The sequence below is a fragment of the Pseudomonas sp. PDM04 genome (assembly GCF_014851765.1).
In the GTDB taxonomy this organism is placed as follows: Bacteria; Pseudomonadota; Gammaproteobacteria; order Pseudomonadales; family Pseudomonadaceae; genus Aquipseudomonas.
The window spans coordinates 167,358-184,292 of sequence record NZ_JACVAI010000006.1; the positions used below are offsets into that span (position 1 = coordinate 167,358).

The following is a 16,935-nucleotide window of genomic DNA, read 5'->3' on the forward strand; positions in this document are numbered from 1 at the left end:
CTCGCGAGGTCAAGCCAGTGTCCATGGATGTGCAGCGTTCCGGTCCCCTGTTCAACCTGACCGACAAGGACAGGCAATTGCTCGGCCTGTTGCACGCCAACGCCCGGGAGCCCACTGCTTCGCTGGCGCGCAAGCTCGGGGTGTCGCGCTCGGCGGTGCAGGAGCGAATCACCCGCCTGGAAAAAGCCGGCGTCATCACCGGCTACAGCGTACGCATCGATCAGGACCGGCTGCAGCAGACCATCAACTGCTTCACCATGACGTCCTGCACCAACAAGAGCTACACCGATGTCATGACCTCGCTGCGCAAGATGGAGGCGGTGCAGGCCGTGTACGCGGTCTCCGGCGAGTCGGATTTCATCATCCACCTGGTCACGGCGACCCTGAGCGAACTCAACGCCGAGCTGACCCGGATCAACATGATCAAGGGCGTGGCGCACACCGCCTCGCACATCGTGATGGAAACCAAATTCAGCCGGAAGTTGACGCTGTAGGCCCTGGCTTATCGCCTCACGGTGTAATCGCGATCTTCATCACGCCATCGCGTTGATGCGCGAACAACTCGTAGGCCGCTTCAATATCGTCGAGTTTGAAACGGTGGGTCACCAGTGGCGACAGGTCCACGCCTCCACTCTGGACCACCGCCATCAGGCGCCGCATGCGCTCCTTGCCACCCGGGCACAGGGTGGAAACGATGCTGTAGTCGCCCAGGCCGGCGGCGAAGGCGTCCAGGGGAATGCGCAGGTCGCTGGAGTAGACGCCAAGGCTGGACAGGCGACCGCCCGGGCGCAGCACCCGCAGCGCAGATTCGAACGTACCCTGGGTGCCCAATGCCTCGATGGACACATCGACGCCACGGCCATCGGTGAGCGCCATGATCTGCTCCACCACGTCGCCGTCCTTGAAATTGACGACATGGGTCGCACCCAACCGGCGAGCCACGCTCATGCGCTCGGCCACGGCATCCACGCCGATGATCATGGTCGCGCCCTTGAGTCGCGCTCCTGCAACCGCGCACAGGCCGATGGGGCCCAGGGCGAACACGACCACGGTATCGCCGATGTTCACCTCGCCGCGCTCGGCCCCGGAGAACCCGGTGGACATGATGTCCGGGCACATCAGCACCTGCTCGTCACTGAGCCCGTCGGGAATCGGGCACAAATTGGCCAGGGCGTCCGGCACCAGCACGTACTCGGCCTGGCAGCCGTCAATGATGTTGCCGAACTTCCAGCCACCGGTGGCACGAAAGCCATGGCGCGTGTCGGGTCCGTCCTGGGAACCACAGCCACACAGGCAGGCATAACTCTGTCCGCTGGGCGTGATGGCCCCGGCAATCACCCGCTGTCCTTCAACAAAACCCCGCACCTGCGAGCCCAGTCGCTCTATCACCCCCACCGGCTCGTGGCCCACGGTCAGCCCCTTGGCCACCGGGTACTCGCCACGCAGGATATGCACATCGGTGCCGCAAATGGTCGTGGTGGTGATCCGTACCAGTGCATCCAGCGGTCCGACTTCAGGAATGGGTTTGTCTTCCAGCACGATCCGGTTCTTTTCGACGAAAACAGCCGCTCTCATGGTTGCCATGGTGCTCACTCCTTTTAGCGTGCGTAAACCAGCGTTCGGCACGAATCCGCAGACTGCGCCGTGGACCCGGACGAAGGATTGATAATGGTCAACAAATGCGTCACTGGCTGGCCTGCGAACGACCGCACGTCGGACAGCCAGGTGATTCCCTCACCTGCTTGACACGGATCAAGCCCGGCGACCGCCACAGGGACAGGCTGAAGACGAGGCTTCAAGACCCGGGAATGCCGGGACCATTGGAGCCTGTGATTGCACGGTCACCTAGCGGAGATTGAATCATGTCTGATCAACCACGTTTCATGCTGGTCGTCCCGCCCCTGATGGAAAACAGCCCCGCCTTCGACCGGGCGGCCGCCCTGGCCAAGGCGGCGGGTGCTGCCCTGCACATCGTGGCATTTGATTATCTGGAAGGCCTGGCAACGGCCGCACTGGTCAACGAGCAAGCGCTGGAACAGATGCGGCTGGGATACGTCGAGCGTCATCGCCAATGGCTCGAAGACCAGGCCAGGCCGTTGCGCAAGATCGGTGTCACGGTCACCACGGAAGTGGTATGGGTGGAAGCGCCGTTGCAGGAAATACTCATCCACCTCCAGGAACAGCCGATGGCGGCCCTGATCAAGGCGCTGGAGCACGAATCAAGGCTCTCCCGCCTGTTTTTCACGCCCCTGGATATCCACCTGCTGCGCGAATGCCCGGTGCCCGTGCATTTTGTCAGCCACCTGCACAACGCCCTGCCACGCAAGGTCGTTGCCGCAGTCGATCCGTTTCATGCCTATGGCCAATACGAGGACCTCAACGACAGGATTCTGCGCGAAGCCTGCAAACTGGCGAGCACCTGCGATGCTGAACTGGAGGTGATCTACGCCCACGATCTTTCCAGCATCAGTGCGGATGAAATCGGCTTCGGCAATGGCTCGGCATTTTTCACCTCGACGGCCGCCAGGACCCTGTACGACGCGCAGGCCGAGGCCTTTCACGAACTGGCCGAGCGCAACGGCATCCCGTCGGAAAACCGGCACATGATCATGGGCAGTCCGGCGAGGGTACTGTCCAGCTACGCCGCAACCCATGACACCGATGTGATTGTCATGGGCCGCATTGGCCACCGTGGCGTGGAACGGCTGGTGGGCAGCACGGTGGAACATTTGTTGTACAAGCTGCCCTGCAGCGTGTGGGTGGTTTCCCCGGAGCCGTCCTGAGCCGCCAGGGCAGTCGCTCACGGCATCACGAGCGACCGATTTCCAACGACGCACGCAACCCGCGAGGCGAACGGTTTTCCAGCCTGACCTGCCCACCGAAGCGCTCGGCGATGGTCTGCACGATGGTCAGGCCCAGTCCCGCGCCGTGGTCATTGCCTCGGCTGTAGAAGCGCTCGAACAGCCGGTCCCGGTCCTGCTCATCGATGCCCGGCCCCTCGTCCTCGACGATCAGCTCGTAGCCTCTTTCTGTGCGGGCCAGCCTGATGGTGATGACCCCGTGGGCGGGAGAGAAGTTGGCCGCGTTGGTGACAAGGTTGTTCAACGCAATGTCGATGGCTGTCGGGTCGACCCTGACAAGGCCGATGTCGTCAGCGACATCGAGCACCGGCTCGATGTCCTTGCTCAACAACCAGGGCGTCAGCTGAATCAGGCTGCCGCGAACCGTCGCGGCCAGGTCAATGGGCTCAGGCGGCTTGCTGTCCGCCCGGGGTTCGATGCGCGCCATGGTGAGCAACTGGTTGACCAGCCGGGTGGTCCGGTCCACGCCGGCAATCAAATGTTCAAGCGATGCCCGACGGTCCTGTTCACTGCCCTGCTCCAACAGGTTCTGGGCATGCACCCGGAGCACGGCCAGGGGCGTTCGCATTTCATGGGCGGCATCGGCGATGAAGCGCCGCTCACGGCCCATCACCTCCTGGATTTGCGCCAGCATCCGGTTGAGCGCTGCCTGCATGGGTTCAAGCTCGGTAGGCAGTGGCGTCAATTGCAGGGGTTCGAGGGAGCCGGGAGGCCTGGCCCGCAACGTAGCGGCCATATTGACCAACGGTTTCAACCCCAGGCCGATGGCCAGCCAGATCATTGCCGCCAGCAGCAAGCTGCCCAGAATGTTGGGCCACAGGGTGTGACGCACGATCCGGTCCACCAGGTCGGCGCGCACATCGTCGCGCTCCCCTACCCAGATGCGCAGGCCGTTGTGCCGGTCTTCGAGGAGGAAGGCCCGCCAATGGCGATTGTTCAGGTCGACGAGGTCGCTGAAACCTGCCGTTCGCGGCGGGGTCTTGAACGAAGGCGCACTCGCGGTGTGCACCAGCACTTCATCCTTGGGATCCCAGACCTGGAATGCGATCTTCGTTTCATAGGGATGCCCGTCAACCTTGGGCTCCGCTTCGCTCAGGGCCTGGTTGAAGGCCTGATACAGGTCGGCGTGTTCCCTGCCGGTCAGGGGCATGCGCATGATGCCTTGCAACAGGCGCGCGTTCTGCGCCAGTTGTGCGTCATAGACTTCGGCGATTTCGTGGTTGCTGTCGTGCAGGTTAAGGACACTGATGAGGGTCAGCCCGACCAGCATCAGGCCGATGATCAGGGTCAGCGTGCGGCGTCTGATCGAGGTCAATGGCGCTCCTCCACCAGGTATCCGACCCCGCGAACGGTACGGATGAGGTCAGCGGAAAATTTCTTGCGCAGGTGGTGGATGTGCACCTCCAGGGTGTTGCTCTCGGCCTCCTCGCTCCAGCCGTACAGCAATTGCATCAGATGATCGCGGGTCATGATCCTGCCCGGTGGCGACAGCAGCTCGTGCAGCAACTGGTACTCCTTGGGCGTCAGCGCCACCGGTTCCCCGTTGTAGCTGACCTGCTGTGTACCGGGGTTGAGGCGGATCCCGGCGTGTTCGATCAGCGCCTGGGCGCGCCCGGCGCTGCGCCGCAGGAGCGCACGGATACGGGCCTTCAGCTCGGCCAGGTCGAACGGTTTGATCAGGTAGTCATCGGCCCCGGCGTCCAGGCCGGCAATGCGGTCTTCGGTGGCATCGCGGGCGGTCAGGATCAGCACCGGCAGAGTGGAGCCGCTGTTGCGCAGGCGCCGCAGCACGTCAAGGCCGTCCATGCGCGGCAGGCCCAGATCCAGGACCGCCAGATCAAATATTTCACTGAGCAACGAATGCAGGGCGCTGCTGCCGTCCAGCAACCAGTCGACGGTATAACCTTCACGGTTGAGGGCCTGATGAATGCCCTCGCCCAGTGCCGTGTCATCCTCTATCAGTAGTAAGCGCACACGGACTCCTGTCAGCCGAGTTTTTTGTTCACATCCGCCAGCAACGCCTCGATCTCCTTGCGGCGACCGGCATCGGCCGTTTCGCGACCGGGACGAGGGGCTGCCGTCAGGGCTTTTTGCAGCGCCGTCCTGGCTTCAGCGTAGCGCTTCTGGCGGTAGAGGTGATCGCCCCAGAAGTACAGGCTGTCGATGCCGTCGGGGTTTATTTGCAAGGCCTCCTTGAGCAACTGCTCGGCCTTGTCCGAGTCACCGAAGCCGATAGGCCAGCCGGGCACGCGATCATACAACGCGGCGAGACTGGTGTAGGCAGAACCTTGCAGGGCCCTGGGGTCCAGGGCCAGGGCTTTTTCCAGGTCAGCCCTGGCCGCCTTGACCTTGCCCAGCGCACCGAGGCCGCCCTGTGCACCGGCCCAACTGCTGTTGACGATACCGGACCAGATCCAGGCCTCCGCCACGTTCTGGCGTTCCTGGGTGAAAATTGAGGCCTGGGCGGCCAGTTTCTCGAAGGCTGCGGTGCGTTGCCCCTCAGGCAATTCGTACTGGATGTGTGCCCAGCTCTGCTGGATGGCACTGAGGCGTTGCTGGTCAGCGGGCTCCAGTGCCCAGGCGCCCTGCCCCAGGGCCCCCAACAACAGGAAAGCGGCGATCTTCTTCATGGCTTGGGTTTCTCCGGGTCGGTTTTCTGGCTCAGGCGGCGGATCAGTGGCAGTTGTTTGCGCAAGCCACGGTCCACCAGATGGGGCAGCAGGCTGTTGAGGCGCACGAAAAAGCGCTCCGGCCAGCCCAGGTACACATCGCGTCGATCGCCGGCAATCGCATGAATCACGGCGCTGGCCACGGTGTGCGGATCGTCGACATTCGCCTTCAATGCGTCGTTCAGGGCCTGGGCCGCCGCGCTGTTCATGGTGGTGCGGGTGGCACGCGGGGCGACATAGAGCACGCTGACCCGGGTGTCCGCCAGCTCGCGGCGCAGGGCTTCGGAAAACCCGCGCAGGGCGAATTTGCTGGCGCAATAACTGGCATAGCCGGGGTAGCCAATCGAGCCATACGTCGAGCCGACATTGACCACCATGGCACTGTCCGCCTGTTTGAGCAGGGGCAGCAGCAACCGGGTCAGGCAGATCGGCGCACCGATGTTCACGGCCAGCAAAGCGTTGATCTCACTGTCGTCCAGCTGTTCGAGCATGGCGAAATGATTGACCCCGGCGGCATTGATCAGCAGGTTGATGCCGCCGAGGGTGTTGGCCTGAGCGAACACTGCGCGACGCTCGGCGGCCACCGTCAAGTCGGCGCCAATCCAGCTCAGGTGCTGCGGATAGCGCTCGAGCAGCGGCGTCAACGGCTCTCGATGCCGGGCCACAGCCAGCACCCGGGCACCACTGGCGCACAGGGCGGTGGCGATGGCCAGACCGATGCCTCCGCTGGCGCCGGTCAACACCACGCGAGCGTCAGACAGGCGCATGCGCGAACTCCCCGTTGCGCGGCAGCTCGCGGAACATGTCGCTGTATAGCCGGTACACCACCTTCGAGGCATGGATGACCGTAGCTTGATCGTCCGGGTTGTCGAGCTTGTCCATCAGGGCGCGGTAGGTCTGCATGTGCTCGATATCCAGCGAACCATGGGAGCTGAGGTAACTGAAGGCGGTTTCCGGCAGTGCCAGACGCTCGCGAATGCTGCCAACGGCGTGGGTCGCCAGGGCAATGCTGGTGCCTTCCAGCACGTTGACCATGCCGAACAGGCCCACCGGGTTGCCCCTGGCAATCAGGTCATAGAGGTAGCTGACCATCAACTCGATGGGCAGGCACGGTTGACCGTCGCGCACACTCGCCCGCTCACCGCCGCAGGCCTCGATGTCGTTGAGGATCCATTGTTCGTGGCCATATTCGTCTTCGATGTATTCGCACACCGCCTTGCGCAACCATTCCAGGCGCGATGGCAGGCGAGCACCGCAGGCCATCATCAACGGCACGGTATGACGGACGTGGTAATAGGCCTGCGCCAGGAATGCGCGATAGCTTTCCAGGCTGACATCGCCCGCCAGCGCATCGCGGATGACCGGCAAGTTGAACAACTCGATGCGTTCCTGTTGCGTAGCCGCTTGCAGCCTGTCAAAAAAACTCATGGTGCGGTTTCCTCGGAAAGTGGGGAGTCGGTCAGTGGCGCCCGATAGCGCTCGATAATGGCGTCACGGCGCAGCCGCCCATTGGCGGTCAGCAAACCGTTGGCGGAGGTGAAGGGTTGATCGAGCCGGGTCCAGTGATGGACCCGGGCATAGTCTGGCAACGCCTCGTTGGCCTGGCGGATGGCGTCGGCCAGCTGTTGGTCCGTGCAGTCCGCACGGTGCGGCCAGAGCAGCGCATGGTTGTGTGGCATCGCCTCGCCGTGAACGAAGGCCTGAGCGATGTGGTCGCCTTGGGTCAGTTCGGCCTCCACCCACTCCGGGTTCACGTTGCGCCCGAAACTGGTCACGAACTGATGTTTCTTGCGCCCCTTGAGGTAGAGAAAACCCTCGGCATCGAACTCACCGATGTCACCGCTGGGCCACCATGGATCGGTGGTTGGCGCCTCACCCAGGTAGCCCAACAGGATCGAGCCCTTGATCAGCACTTCACCGTCCGGCGCCAGGCGCACCTCAAGATTCGGCAACGGCCGCCCGACACTGCCGGGGCGCTGCGCCTGCGGACGATTGAGGCACACCACCGAGGCGCACTCGGACAAGCCGTACCCCTCGAAAACCGGCAGCCCGACCCGTTCTGCGCGATGCAGCAAGTCTTCGGACACCCGGGCGCCGCCCACAGCGACGAAGCGCAGGCGCCGTGGATCGAAGGCCTGGTGTTCGGCCGCGCTGACCAGCATCAGCAACAACTGCGGCACCAGGATCAGGCTCTGGGGTGCCCGACTGGCCAGACAGCCCAGCAATTGCGGCACATTCACGCTGCTGGCTCCTTGAATCCCCAAGGTGTTCTGGCTGGGCAGGCTCAGGGTCGCGCCGGCATACAACGCGGCATAACACCCAATGTTCTCCAGCAGGATTGCCAGGGGCAGCAGCGCCAGATGGTGTTGCGGCTGGGTGGGCTCACTGGCCAGAAACAACTCGCGGGTGACACGCAAGAGGCTGTCGGCACTCAGGCAGACCCCCTTGGGCGTCCCCGTGGTGCCCGAGGTAAAGGTCAACTTGGCGGTGCCCTCCGGCATCCGGCTCGTGCCACTGAAGGTGCGGCACCAGAACCCGCCGTCCCACTCATAACCCGCCGTTTGCAACTCATCGTGCAACGCTGGCTCGGCGATCACCCGCTCGGCCTGGCTCTGTTCCAGGCAGTGCTGACGTTGCGTCGGACTGAAAAACGGCGGCAAGGTCACACAGGTCAGGCCTTCGAACAAGGCGGCCAGGTCCCAGAGCATGGCTTCGACACCATTGTCCAACGCCAGCGCAACCACCCTGACCTGCTTATCGCGCAGGCGTTGCTGGCGATAGCTCACTTCGGCCTGCAGCGCCGCGTAATCCACCTTGAGTCGATCGCCCCACAACGCCACGGCATTGGTTTTGCGCTCAGCGTGGTTACGCAGTGCCTGCTTGAATCCTTCCAGTTCAGGCGACATCGCAGGCTCCCTCGATGGACGTCGCCAGGCCCAGGCGGCCGAACAGGCCGATGTTGCACAGGTGAAGGAATCCAGCGCGGATATTGCCCACGTGCACCCAAGGCTTGCTTTCGTAATAGCTGCCCCAGGCATGGCGATCTTCGCCCAGCCGCGCGGGGTCGGCGGCGCACAGGGAAACCGGCTTCAACCCCAGGCGATGAAAGCTGTTCACCAATCCCAGGTTCCCGGTAAAGGCCACCCACTCCAGCCCGCCCATGGCCAGCAGGTACGTCATGGCAATGATGCTCATCCGTGCACTCCCGGTATCGCTGGCCGCCAGATTGCCGACCTCCACGACGGCAGATCGCGCCACAGCCTGGCCGGCGGCCGCACTGATCAGCGGATCGATCGCCTCGTCCAGGTAACCTTCCAGAAACAAGGGCCCGGAACTGGCCAGGCGTACGCCGACCACGGCGCTCAGCGCCCCGGACGCATCGCTCATGCCGAACAGCTGCGGCATGAAATGGCGAATGTCCGCACCGTGAGCCGTCCGAAACCGTTGCTGGATAAAGGATTCGAAGACGCCCCGCTCGGCGTCGCCCGGCAATGCTCTGACAAGCTGCAGCTGCGGTGCTTCGGCCTGGCCAAACCGCAGCGGCAGCTGCACGTTCCAGTTGTAGTCGGACATTGGAAAACACCTCCCCGGATCAATTGGGGAGAAGTATCAAAGGGTTTTCTTAACGAAGTCTGAAGGTGGGAAAAACAGGGGCATCGGTGATCTTCAGATTCGCTTAAGGCTCGGCGGGCAATGTGGCCGGCGCCGGTTCAGAGACAACCGGACCCGGCTGTCCGAATGAGTCGGCAGCCAACGACCGCAAGAGGCCCCCAATGACCCGCGACAACACCCCGCAGCACTACGGGAAACTCTCGATAACCCTGCACTGGCTGATGCTGGCACTGTTTGTCGGTGTGTATGGCTGTATTGAAATAAAAGGACTGCTGCCGCGAGGCGATAACATGAGGAGCCTTTTCCTTGGGCTGCACGGTGTGTTCGGCCTGGGCATTTTTGCCCTGGTGTGGCTGCGTTTGCTCGGGCGCCTGACGCCGCGTCCCGCCATCACGCCGAAGCCACCCGCCTGGCAGACCGGTGTTTCGCACCTGATGCACCTGGCGCTGTATGGATTGATGATCGGCACACCGGTGCTGGCCTGGTTGATGCTGGCCGCCGGGGGCAAACCGGTGCCCTACTTCGGCTTCAGCCTGCCGGCACCGATAGCGCTTGACCCGGACTTGGCCAAGCAGCTCAAGTATTGGCACGAACTGCTCGGCAGTACCGGTTACTGGCTGATCGGTCTGCACGCGGCAGCTGGGTTGTTTCACCATTATTATGTCGGCGACAACACGTTGCGCCGGATGCTGCCGAAGCGCTGACCTTTTCTGCCTTGAACCCTGGCCCCCCGATGACGATCGACGGGTTCACCCCATGGCGATCCTCTGCTGGGACCACCGCTCAGTCGCTTGATCGCACCGCGGGTGCGAAGGCTGTCGGCAAACCTCGCTCGCGTGCCGACGGCCTCAATGACTGATCATCCAGGGTCTGCCCGACGCCTTGCCCTTGAGTCCATGCGGGTTGGCCTTGCTTGGCTCAACGTTCCTGCTGGGACCGCAACAGCCACAACCTTTTGGATGGCGGGCACTGTCGCGATATTCCTCGACCGTCTTCGGCGCGTGGGCGCTGCGCTCATTGGCGGCAATCGCCTTGCGCGTGTGACCGGCCAGGGTGGCCAGCGCCGGCGCTGACAGGATCACGCGCAGGCTGGGTTTTCCGCACTCTGGACAAGCGCAGGGCAAGGCGCTGTCGGCCATGGGACGCAGGGCGGTGAAATCACCGCAATCCGGGCAATCGTATTCGTACAAAGCCATGACAGTACTCCGAAAAAACTGATCTTCCCTGATGGATACCGGCGCACGGTGTTCGTCCTGACGGCACCTGCGCCGGAAACGTCTGCGCTTACTTGTCCGGCGCGATCGGCAAGTCAATGCTGCCGTCGATAAAGCGTGTCGGGCCGTTGGCATTCGGGTTGATGTCGAACTGGAAGATCTCCGTCGGCAGCCATAACGTGGCGCACGCGTTCGGGATGTCGACCACACCGCTGATGTGCCCCTGCACCGGCGCCGAGCCCAACAGGGCATAACCCTGGGCGGGCGAGTAACCAAATTTGGTCATGTAGTTGATGGCGTTGAGACAAGCCTGGCGGTAGGCAATGTTGACGTCCAGGTAATGCTGCTTGCCGCCCTCATCGACCGAGATACCTTCGAAAATCAGGTATTTGTTGTAGGTGGGGATGATCGGGCTGGGTTTGAAGATGGGGCTCTTGATGCCGTACTTTTCCATCCCGCCCTTGATCAGCTCGACGCGCATGTGCACCCAGCCGGCCATTTCGATCGCGCCGCAGAAAGTGATTTCACCATCGCCCTGGCTGAAATGCAGGTCACCCACTGACAGGCCCGCACCGTCGACATACACCGGGAAGAACACCTTTGAGCCACGGGAAAGGTCCTTGATGTCGCAGTTGCCGCCGTGCTCGCGGGGTGGAACGGTGCGGGCACCGGTCGCCGCCGCCATGTCCCGCTCGGGGCCTTTCATTTTGCCCAGGTGCGCCGTCTTGGCGAAAGGCGGGTTGGCCAGCGGTGGTACGCGCTCAGGATCGGTGTTGATCAGTTCCTGCTCGCGGCGGTTCCACTCGGCAAGCATCTTGTGGTCCGGCAGGCAGCCAATCAGCCCGGGGTGGATCAGGCCGGCGAATTCGACGCCTGGAATGTGCCGCGAGCGGGTCATCATGCCCTTGAAGTCCCAGATCGCCTTTTGCGCCGAGGGAAAATGGTCGGTCAGGAAGCCACCGCCATTCTGCCTGGAGAAAAAGCCGTTGAACCCCCACTGCGAGTCCGCCCGGGCACCGATATCGAGCAGGTCGACCACCAGCAGGTCACCAGGCTCTGCGCCCTGCACGCCGACCGGGCCCGACAGATAATGCACCGTGGACAGGTCGACATCGCGCACGTCGCTGGCGTCATCGTCATTCTTGATGGCGCCCGCCGTCCAGTCGTAGGTTTCCAGAATGAAGTCGTCACCGGGTTTGACCCAGCACGCCATCGGGATATCGGGGTGCCAGCGGTTATGGATCTGCTCGTTTTCCGTGGCAGGCTGGTTCAGGTCAACTTTGATCAACACTTCGGTCATGGTGTTTCTCCTTGGGGTATAAATGGGTCAGATCACAGGCGAGCGAAGGCCCTGGGCCTGGGCGACTTCAAACGCGCGGGCCCTGCGGTGACAGCGGATCAAGCCATTGGAATCGGGTGCAGGCGCTATACCGACAGGTAACGACTGATGGTCGCCTCGTCGACATTGGCCCGGTTTTCTTCGATCACGAACCGGCCTTTCTCGATCACCAGGAACCGGTCGGCGATCTCCAGGGTGAATGACAGCACCTGCTCGGACACGACGATGGTCAGGTCGCGCAGCGTGCGGATTTCCTTGAGGGTGCGAGCGATGTCCTTGATCACCGACGGCTGGATGCCCTCTGTCGGTTCATCCAGCAGCAGCACCTTGGGGTTGGTCGCCAGCGCACGAGCGATTGCCAGTTGCTGTTGCTGGCCCCCGGAGAGGTTGCCGCCGCGCCGGCTACGCATATCGAACAGCACCGGAAACAGTGCATACAGATCCTCCGGGACCTTGCCCCTGGCCGAAGCCGGCAGGCCCGTCTGGATATTTTCCAGCACCGTCATGGCGGGAAAGATCATTCGCCCCTGTGGCACGTAGGCCAGGCCGTGGTCGACCCGGGCGTGGGTTTCCATCGCCGAGATATCCACCCCCTCGACGGTCACCTGGCCACGCCACTGTGGGAGGATGCCCATCAGGCTTTTGAACAGGGTGGTCTTGCCCATGCCATTGCGGCCCATGACCGCGACGATTTCCTGCTTGCCGACGGTCAGGTCAAGGTCGTGCAGAATCTGGCTCTGGCCATAACCACAGGCCAACTGGTTGATTGCAAACATGCTGTGCTCCTCAGTGGCCCAGATAGACTTCGATGACTTTCGGGTTCTTCTGCACCGACTCCATGCTGCCTTCGGCGAGCACCTTGCCCTGGTGCAAAACCGTGACCTTGTGCGCGATGCTTTGAACGAACTCCATGTCGTGCTCGATCACCAGAACCGAGCGTCCCTGGCTGATCCGGTTGAGCAGTTCGGCGGTTTGCGCGCGCTCACTGACGCTCATCCCGGCGACCGGCTCGTCGAGCATCAACAACTCCGGGTCTTGCATCAGCAGCATGCCGATTTCCAGCCACTGCTTCTGGCCGTGGGACAACAGCCCTGCCTGTTGCTGCAGCAACTCCCCGAGGAAGATGTCCGCCGCCACTGCATTCACCCGATCGATCACTTCATTGCTGCGTTTGAAAAACAACGCACCGAACACCGTGCGTCCCTTGGGAAACGACATCTCCAGGTTCTCGAAAACCGTCAGGTTGTCGTAGATCGACGGTGTCTGGAACTTGCGTCCGACACCCGCACGAACGATGTCGTACTCCTTCATTCTGGTCAGCTCACGGCCTTTGAATTCGATGCTGCCGCTGGTGGTGCGCGTCTTTCCGCAGATCAGATCCAGCACCGTGGTTTTGCCGGCCCCGTTCGGACCTATCACCACGCGCACTTCGTTGCGATCGATATACAGATTGAGGTTGTCCACGGCCTTGAAACCGTCGAACGAGACCGTCAACCCCTCGATCGCCAGCACCGGTTTGGGCATGTGAAAAGCGCTCGATTTGCTCATGACTGGGTCTCCAGGGGACGGGGGGCGGCCGCGCTGTCTGCCTGAGTTTCAGCCACGTTGACCGGGGCCACGGGCGGCGGCGCCTTAACGCTTTTTGTGCCCGGCAGGCGCTGAGCAAGCCATCGGCGGCCATGGCTCTCCCAAACCCCGGCCAGGCCATTGGGGAAGTACATGACAACCGCAATGAACAGCCCGCCCATCAGGTACAGCCACAGTTCCGGGAACGACTCGGAGAAGTAGGTCTTGCCATAGTTGACCAGCAATGAACCGTAGACCGCGCCCAGCAGCGACATGCGCCCGCCCACGGCGGCGAAAATGACCATTTCGATCGACGGCACGATGCCCACGAACGAGGGCGACATGAAGCCCACCTGCAAGGCGAACATGGCCCCGCCAATCGCGGAAAACCCGGCCGCGACGCAGTACACGAAGATCTTGAACCCGGCGACGTCATACCCCGAGAAACGCACCCGCTCCTCTTTGTCGCGCATCGCCATCAGCAGGCGCCCCAGCTTGGACGCCAGGATAAACTTGCCGATCAGAATGCAGCCCAGCAGCAGAACGGCATTGATGAAGTACAGGATCAGCTTGGCGCCGTCCCCGCGGATATCCCAGCCCAGCAACGTCTTCAGATCGGTAATCCCGTTGACGCCTCCTGTCAGGCCCTGTTGGCCGATGATCAGGACGGTGAGGATCAGCGCAATGGCCTGGGTCACGATGGAAAAATACACATCCCCTACCCGCCGCTTGAACAGCGCCGCACCGATCACCAACGCCAGCAACACCGGCACGGCAATGACAGCGATCACGGTGAACGTGAAGCTGTGGAACGGCATCCACAAGGCGGGCAGCTCGGTAATCTGGTTCCAGTCCATGAAGTCGGGAATGCCGGGCGTGGACTGGATCTTCGTGCTTTCAGGGTCGCTGGCTTCCAGCTTGAGGAACATGGCCATGCAATACCCGCCCAGCCCGAAGAACACGCCCTGCCCCAGGCTCAGGATGCCGCCATAGCCCCAGCACAACACCAGGCCCACCGCGACGAATGCATAGGTCAGGTATTTGCCGACCATGTTCAAGCGGAACGCATCGAGGGTCAGCGGGAACACCACCAGGATCAGCACGGCGAGCAGCAACAGGCCGACAACGCCCTGTCTGCCGCCCATGAGTTTGTCTATCGTGTTCATCAGCGGCCTCTACTTGCGAACTTTGCTGGCGAACAACCCTTGCGGGCGCAGCAGCAGAATCAGGATCACGGCAGACAAGGTCAGGACCTTGGCCATCGATCCACTCATGAAGAACTCGGAGACGGATTGCGTCTGGGCGATGGTGAACGCCGAGGCAATCGTGCCGAGCAGGCTTTGCGCGCCGCCGAAAACCACCACCAGGAAGGTGTCGACGATGTACAGCGACCCGGCGGTCGGGCCGGTCGAGCCAATGGTGGTGAAGGCGGCACCCGCCACCCCGGCGACACCGCAACCCAGGGCGAAGGTCATGCGGTCAACTTCCCGGGTGTTGATCCCGACGGCACGGCTCATGACCCGGTTCTGCACCGTCGCCCGGACGTGCAAGCCCCACCGGGTGCGATACAGCATGAGGAACACGCCCCCCGTCAGGAGCACAGTCAGGGCCATGACGAACAAGCCGTTGCGTGGGATCTCGATCGAGTCGGTCAGGTTGACCGCGCCCATCAGCCATTCAGGCGGGTTGGCGCTGACTTCACGCGCGCCAAAGATCGAGCGCAGCGCCTGTTGCATGACCAGCGACAAACCCCAGGTTGCCAGCAGCGTATCGAGGGGACGGTGATAGAGCCGACTGATCATCACCCGCTCGATCACCCAGCCGATCGAGCCGGCGACCAGAAAGGACAACACGATGGCGAAAAAGAAGTAGTACGGCTGCATCGACGGCATATAGGCCTGGACCAGCGTCGACAGCACGTAAGTGGTGTACGCACCCACGGTGAGAAACTCGCCATGGGCCATGTTGATGACGCCCATCTGGCCAAAAATAATGGCCAGCCCCAAGGCCATGAGCAGCAGCACGCAGAATACGGAAAGCCCGTTGAAACCCTGCATGACCACGATGGCACCGAAATCAGTCAGCCATTGCATGGTGGTGGTCTCCGAATGAATGGAACGGATGCGTGACGGTTTCAAAGTGAGGGCTGCGCGCCCTCACTTTGAACGAGGCTTATTGGTAACCTTTGGGGAAAGGGTTCGGTTCGATGAGATCCGACTCGTAGATCACCTTGAATTGCCCGTCGGCCTGGGCTTCGCCGATGCGGGTCTTGCTCCACAGATGGTGATTGTCGTGGACCTTCACATAGCCTTCCGGCGCGGTCTTGAGTTCGATGCCCGGTGAGGCGGCAACGACCTTGTCGATGTCGAAGCTGCCGGCCTTCTCTACGGCGGCCTTCCACAGCCACGGCCCGAGATAGGCGGCCTGGGTCACGTCGCCCATGACCGCATCCTTGCCGTACTTGGCCTTGAACGCGTCGACGAAGGCTTTGTTGTTGGGGTTGTCCAGGCTCTGGAAGTACTTCATCGACGCGTAGAAGCCCTGCATGTTTTCACCCCCGATGCCCAGCAGTTCGTCTTCGGTGACGGACAGGGTCAACAGGTTCTGCTTGGCGGCGGTGACACCGGCGGCCTTGAGCTGCTTGTAGAACGCGACGTTGGAGCCGCCGACGACGGCCGCGAACACGACGTCGGGCTTCTTCAGTTTGACTTTGTTGATCAGCGAACCGAACTGGGTATTGCCCAGCGGGTAGTAGTCTTCGCCGACCACCGTGCCGTGCAACACGTTTTCGATGTGCTTGCGGGCGATCTTCATCGAAGTGCGCGGCCAGATGTAGTCGGAGCCGATCAGGTAAAAGGTCTTGGCGCCCTTCTCCTTGGCGATCCAGTCCAGGCTGGCGAGAATCTGCTGGGTGGCTTCCTGGCCGGTGTAGATCACGTTCTTGGACTGCTCCAGCCCTTCATAGAACGTCGGGTAGTACAGCAAGCCATTTTCCTTCTCGAACACCGGCAACACCGCTTTGCGCGAAGCCGACGTCCAGCAGCCGAACACGGCGGCGACCTTGTCGCCGACCAACAGTTTTCTGGCCTTTTCCGCAAAGGTCGGCCAGTCGGACGCACCATCTTCCTGCACCACTTTGATCTGGCGACCCAAAATCCCGCCGGAAGCGTTGATCTGCTCGATGGCCAGCCGTTCGGCCTGGATCGAGCCGGTTTCCGAGATCGCCATCGTGCCGGTGGCCGAATGCAGCTGGCCGACGGTCACTTCGGTGGCGGTCACGGCAAGGCCGGTGGTATTGGCGTCATCGGCAAGCGCCGGTTGGCCAAGTATGCTCGCGGCCATCAGCGAGAGCGCGGCGGCGCCCAGTGTCAGCCGTCGAGGGAGAAAGCGCTTGGCGCCTGTTAAGGATTTTTCCATGGTGCGGCTCCTGTGCGGGTAATTCGCGGCAAACGCTCTAATTGGCGTTTCGTCGCGAGGTGAACGCAGCATGCAGGCCACTGCAGCAACCCGGTATACGCAGCATGACGTAGCGATGTACGTCATTTGACTTACCGCCAACGCCGCGATTCACGGGCATCATCGCGCCCAGGCATCCAGGGCGGGGCATGGAATTTGCTTCGACCCGCTCCTGCCAGGGACGGCGACTTTCCCCTCCCTCTCTACCGGAAGCGTAC

At 62.3% G+C, this 16,935-nt stretch carries 18 protein-coding genes; 3 read left to right on the top strand and 15 right to left on the bottom strand.

The window, feature by feature from the left end:
* Nucleotides 1–23: 23 nt before the first annotated feature.
* The gene (locus IB249_RS22820) at nucleotides 24–494 is read left to right on the top strand and encodes an Lrp/AsnC family transcriptional regulator (RefSeq protein ID WP_192307989.1); all 471 of its coding nucleotides are present in this window, start codon (nucleotides 24–26) and stop codon (nucleotides 492–494) included.
* A 16-nt stretch (nucleotides 495–510) separates the two neighbouring features.
* On the opposite strand, the gene IB249_RS22825 is transcribed toward IB249_RS22820, so the two are convergent.
* The gene (locus tag IB249_RS22825; protein WP_192307991.1) at nucleotides 511–1,584 is read right to left on the bottom strand and encodes an NAD(P)-dependent alcohol dehydrogenase; all 1,074 of its coding nucleotides are present in this window, start codon (nucleotides 1,582–1,584) and stop codon (nucleotides 511–513) included.
* A 278-nt stretch (nucleotides 1,585–1,862) separates the two neighbouring features.
* Between IB249_RS22825 and IB249_RS22830 the strand changes: the two genes are divergently transcribed.
* Entirely contained in the window at nucleotides 1,863–2,783 is a 921-nt protein-coding gene (locus tag IB249_RS22830) for a universal stress protein (RefSeq protein ID WP_192307992.1), read from the top strand.
* 25 nt (nucleotides 2,784–2,808) lie between these two features.
* Here IB249_RS22830 and IB249_RS22835 read toward each other — a convergent pair whose 3' ends face one another.
* The 7 genes from IB249_RS22835 to IB249_RS22865 are packed head-to-tail and all read right to left on the bottom strand — an operon-like array spanning nucleotide 2,809 to nucleotide 9,103.
* On the bottom strand, nucleotides 2,809–4,176 hold the full coding sequence (locus tag IB249_RS22835) for an ATP-binding protein (RefSeq protein ID WP_192307994.1): 1,368 nt from the start codon (nucleotides 4,174–4,176) through the stop codon (nucleotides 2,809–2,811).
* Nucleotides 4,173–4,835 (bottom strand): response regulator, encoded by a 663-nt coding sequence (locus IB249_RS22840; protein WP_192307995.1) that lies wholly within the window; start codon nucleotides 4,833–4,835, stop codon nucleotides 4,173–4,175. Before IB249_RS22840 ends, IB249_RS22835 begins: the two co-directional genes overlap by 4 nt.
* A gap of 11 nt (nucleotides 4,836–4,846) precedes the next feature.
* Nucleotides 4,847–5,491, bottom strand: a complete 645-nt coding sequence (locus IB249_RS22845; RefSeq protein WP_192307997.1) for a tetratricopeptide repeat protein — start codon at nucleotides 5,489–5,491, stop codon at nucleotides 4,847–4,849.
* Nucleotides 5,488–6,297: an SDR family oxidoreductase gene (locus tag IB249_RS22850; RefSeq protein WP_192307999.1), complete on the bottom strand. Its 810-nt coding sequence runs from the start codon at nucleotides 6,295–6,297 to the stop codon at nucleotides 5,488–5,490. Before IB249_RS22850 ends, IB249_RS22845 begins: the two co-directional genes overlap by 4 nt.
* Nucleotides 6,284–6,958: a TenA family transcriptional regulator gene (locus IB249_RS22855; protein ID WP_192308001.1), complete on the bottom strand. Its 675-nt coding sequence runs from the start codon at nucleotides 6,956–6,958 to the stop codon at nucleotides 6,284–6,286. Before IB249_RS22855 ends, IB249_RS22850 begins: the two co-directional genes overlap by 14 nt.
* On the bottom strand, nucleotides 6,955–8,436 hold the full coding sequence (locus IB249_RS22860; RefSeq protein WP_192308003.1) for an AMP-binding protein: 1,482 nt from the start codon (nucleotides 8,434–8,436) through the stop codon (nucleotides 6,955–6,957). The genes IB249_RS22855 and IB249_RS22860 overlap by 4 nt, the downstream gene beginning before the upstream one ends.
* A complete protein-coding gene (locus tag IB249_RS22865; RefSeq protein ID WP_192308005.1) occupies nucleotides 8,426–9,103 on the bottom strand; it encodes a thermostable hemolysin in 678 nt (225 codons plus the stop codon). The genes IB249_RS22860 and IB249_RS22865 overlap by 11 nt, the downstream gene beginning before the upstream one ends.
* Nucleotides 9,104–9,303: 200 nt before the next feature.
* On the opposite strand from IB249_RS22865, the gene IB249_RS22870 reads away from it, so the two are divergent.
* Nucleotides 9,304–9,846 carry a cytochrome b gene (locus IB249_RS22870; protein WP_192308006.1) on the top strand — a complete coding sequence of 181 codons (543 nt, stop codon included), beginning with the start codon at nucleotides 9,304–9,306 and terminating at the stop codon, nucleotides 9,844–9,846.
* A gap of 144 nt (nucleotides 9,847–9,990) precedes the next feature.
* On the opposite strand, the gene IB249_RS22875 is transcribed toward IB249_RS22870, so the two are convergent.
* From IB249_RS22875 to urtA, 7 genes are all read right to left on the bottom strand, one after another.
* The gene (locus IB249_RS22875) at nucleotides 9,991–10,338 is read right to left on the bottom strand and encodes an FmdB family zinc ribbon protein (RefSeq protein WP_192308008.1); all 348 of its coding nucleotides are present in this window, start codon (nucleotides 10,336–10,338) and stop codon (nucleotides 9,991–9,993) included.
* 88 nt (nucleotides 10,339–10,426) lie between these two features.
* The gene (fmdA, locus tag IB249_RS22880) at nucleotides 10,427–11,656 is read right to left on the bottom strand and encodes a formamidase (protein WP_192308010.1); all 1,230 of its coding nucleotides are present in this window, start codon (nucleotides 11,654–11,656) and stop codon (nucleotides 10,427–10,429) included.
* Between the two features lie 125 nt (nucleotides 11,657–11,781).
* On the bottom strand, nucleotides 11,782–12,471 hold the full coding sequence (urtE, locus tag IB249_RS22885; protein WP_192308012.1) for an urea ABC transporter ATP-binding subunit UrtE: 690 nt from the start codon (nucleotides 12,469–12,471) through the stop codon (nucleotides 11,782–11,784).
* 10 nt (nucleotides 12,472–12,481) lie between these two features.
* The gene (urtD, locus tag IB249_RS22890; protein ID WP_192308013.1) at nucleotides 12,482–13,243 is read right to left on the bottom strand and encodes an urea ABC transporter ATP-binding protein UrtD; all 762 of its coding nucleotides are present in this window, start codon (nucleotides 13,241–13,243) and stop codon (nucleotides 12,482–12,484) included.
* On the bottom strand, nucleotides 13,240–14,427 hold the full coding sequence (urtC, locus tag IB249_RS22895; protein WP_225607155.1) for an urea ABC transporter permease subunit UrtC: 1,188 nt from the start codon (nucleotides 14,425–14,427) through the stop codon (nucleotides 13,240–13,242). The genes urtD and urtC overlap by 4 nt, the downstream gene beginning before the upstream one ends.
* A gap of 9 nt (nucleotides 14,428–14,436) precedes the next feature.
* Complete coding sequence (gene urtB / locus IB249_RS22900) at nucleotides 14,437–15,354, bottom strand: urea ABC transporter permease subunit UrtB (RefSeq protein ID WP_192308015.1); 918 nt, start codon at nucleotides 15,352–15,354, stop codon at nucleotides 14,437–14,439.
* A gap of 79 nt (nucleotides 15,355–15,433) precedes the next feature.
* Complete coding sequence (gene urtA, locus IB249_RS22905) at nucleotides 15,434–16,678, bottom strand: urea ABC transporter substrate-binding protein (RefSeq protein ID WP_192308017.1); 1,245 nt, start codon at nucleotides 16,676–16,678, stop codon at nucleotides 15,434–15,436.
* Between the last annotated feature and the right edge of the window lie 257 nt (nucleotides 16,679–16,935).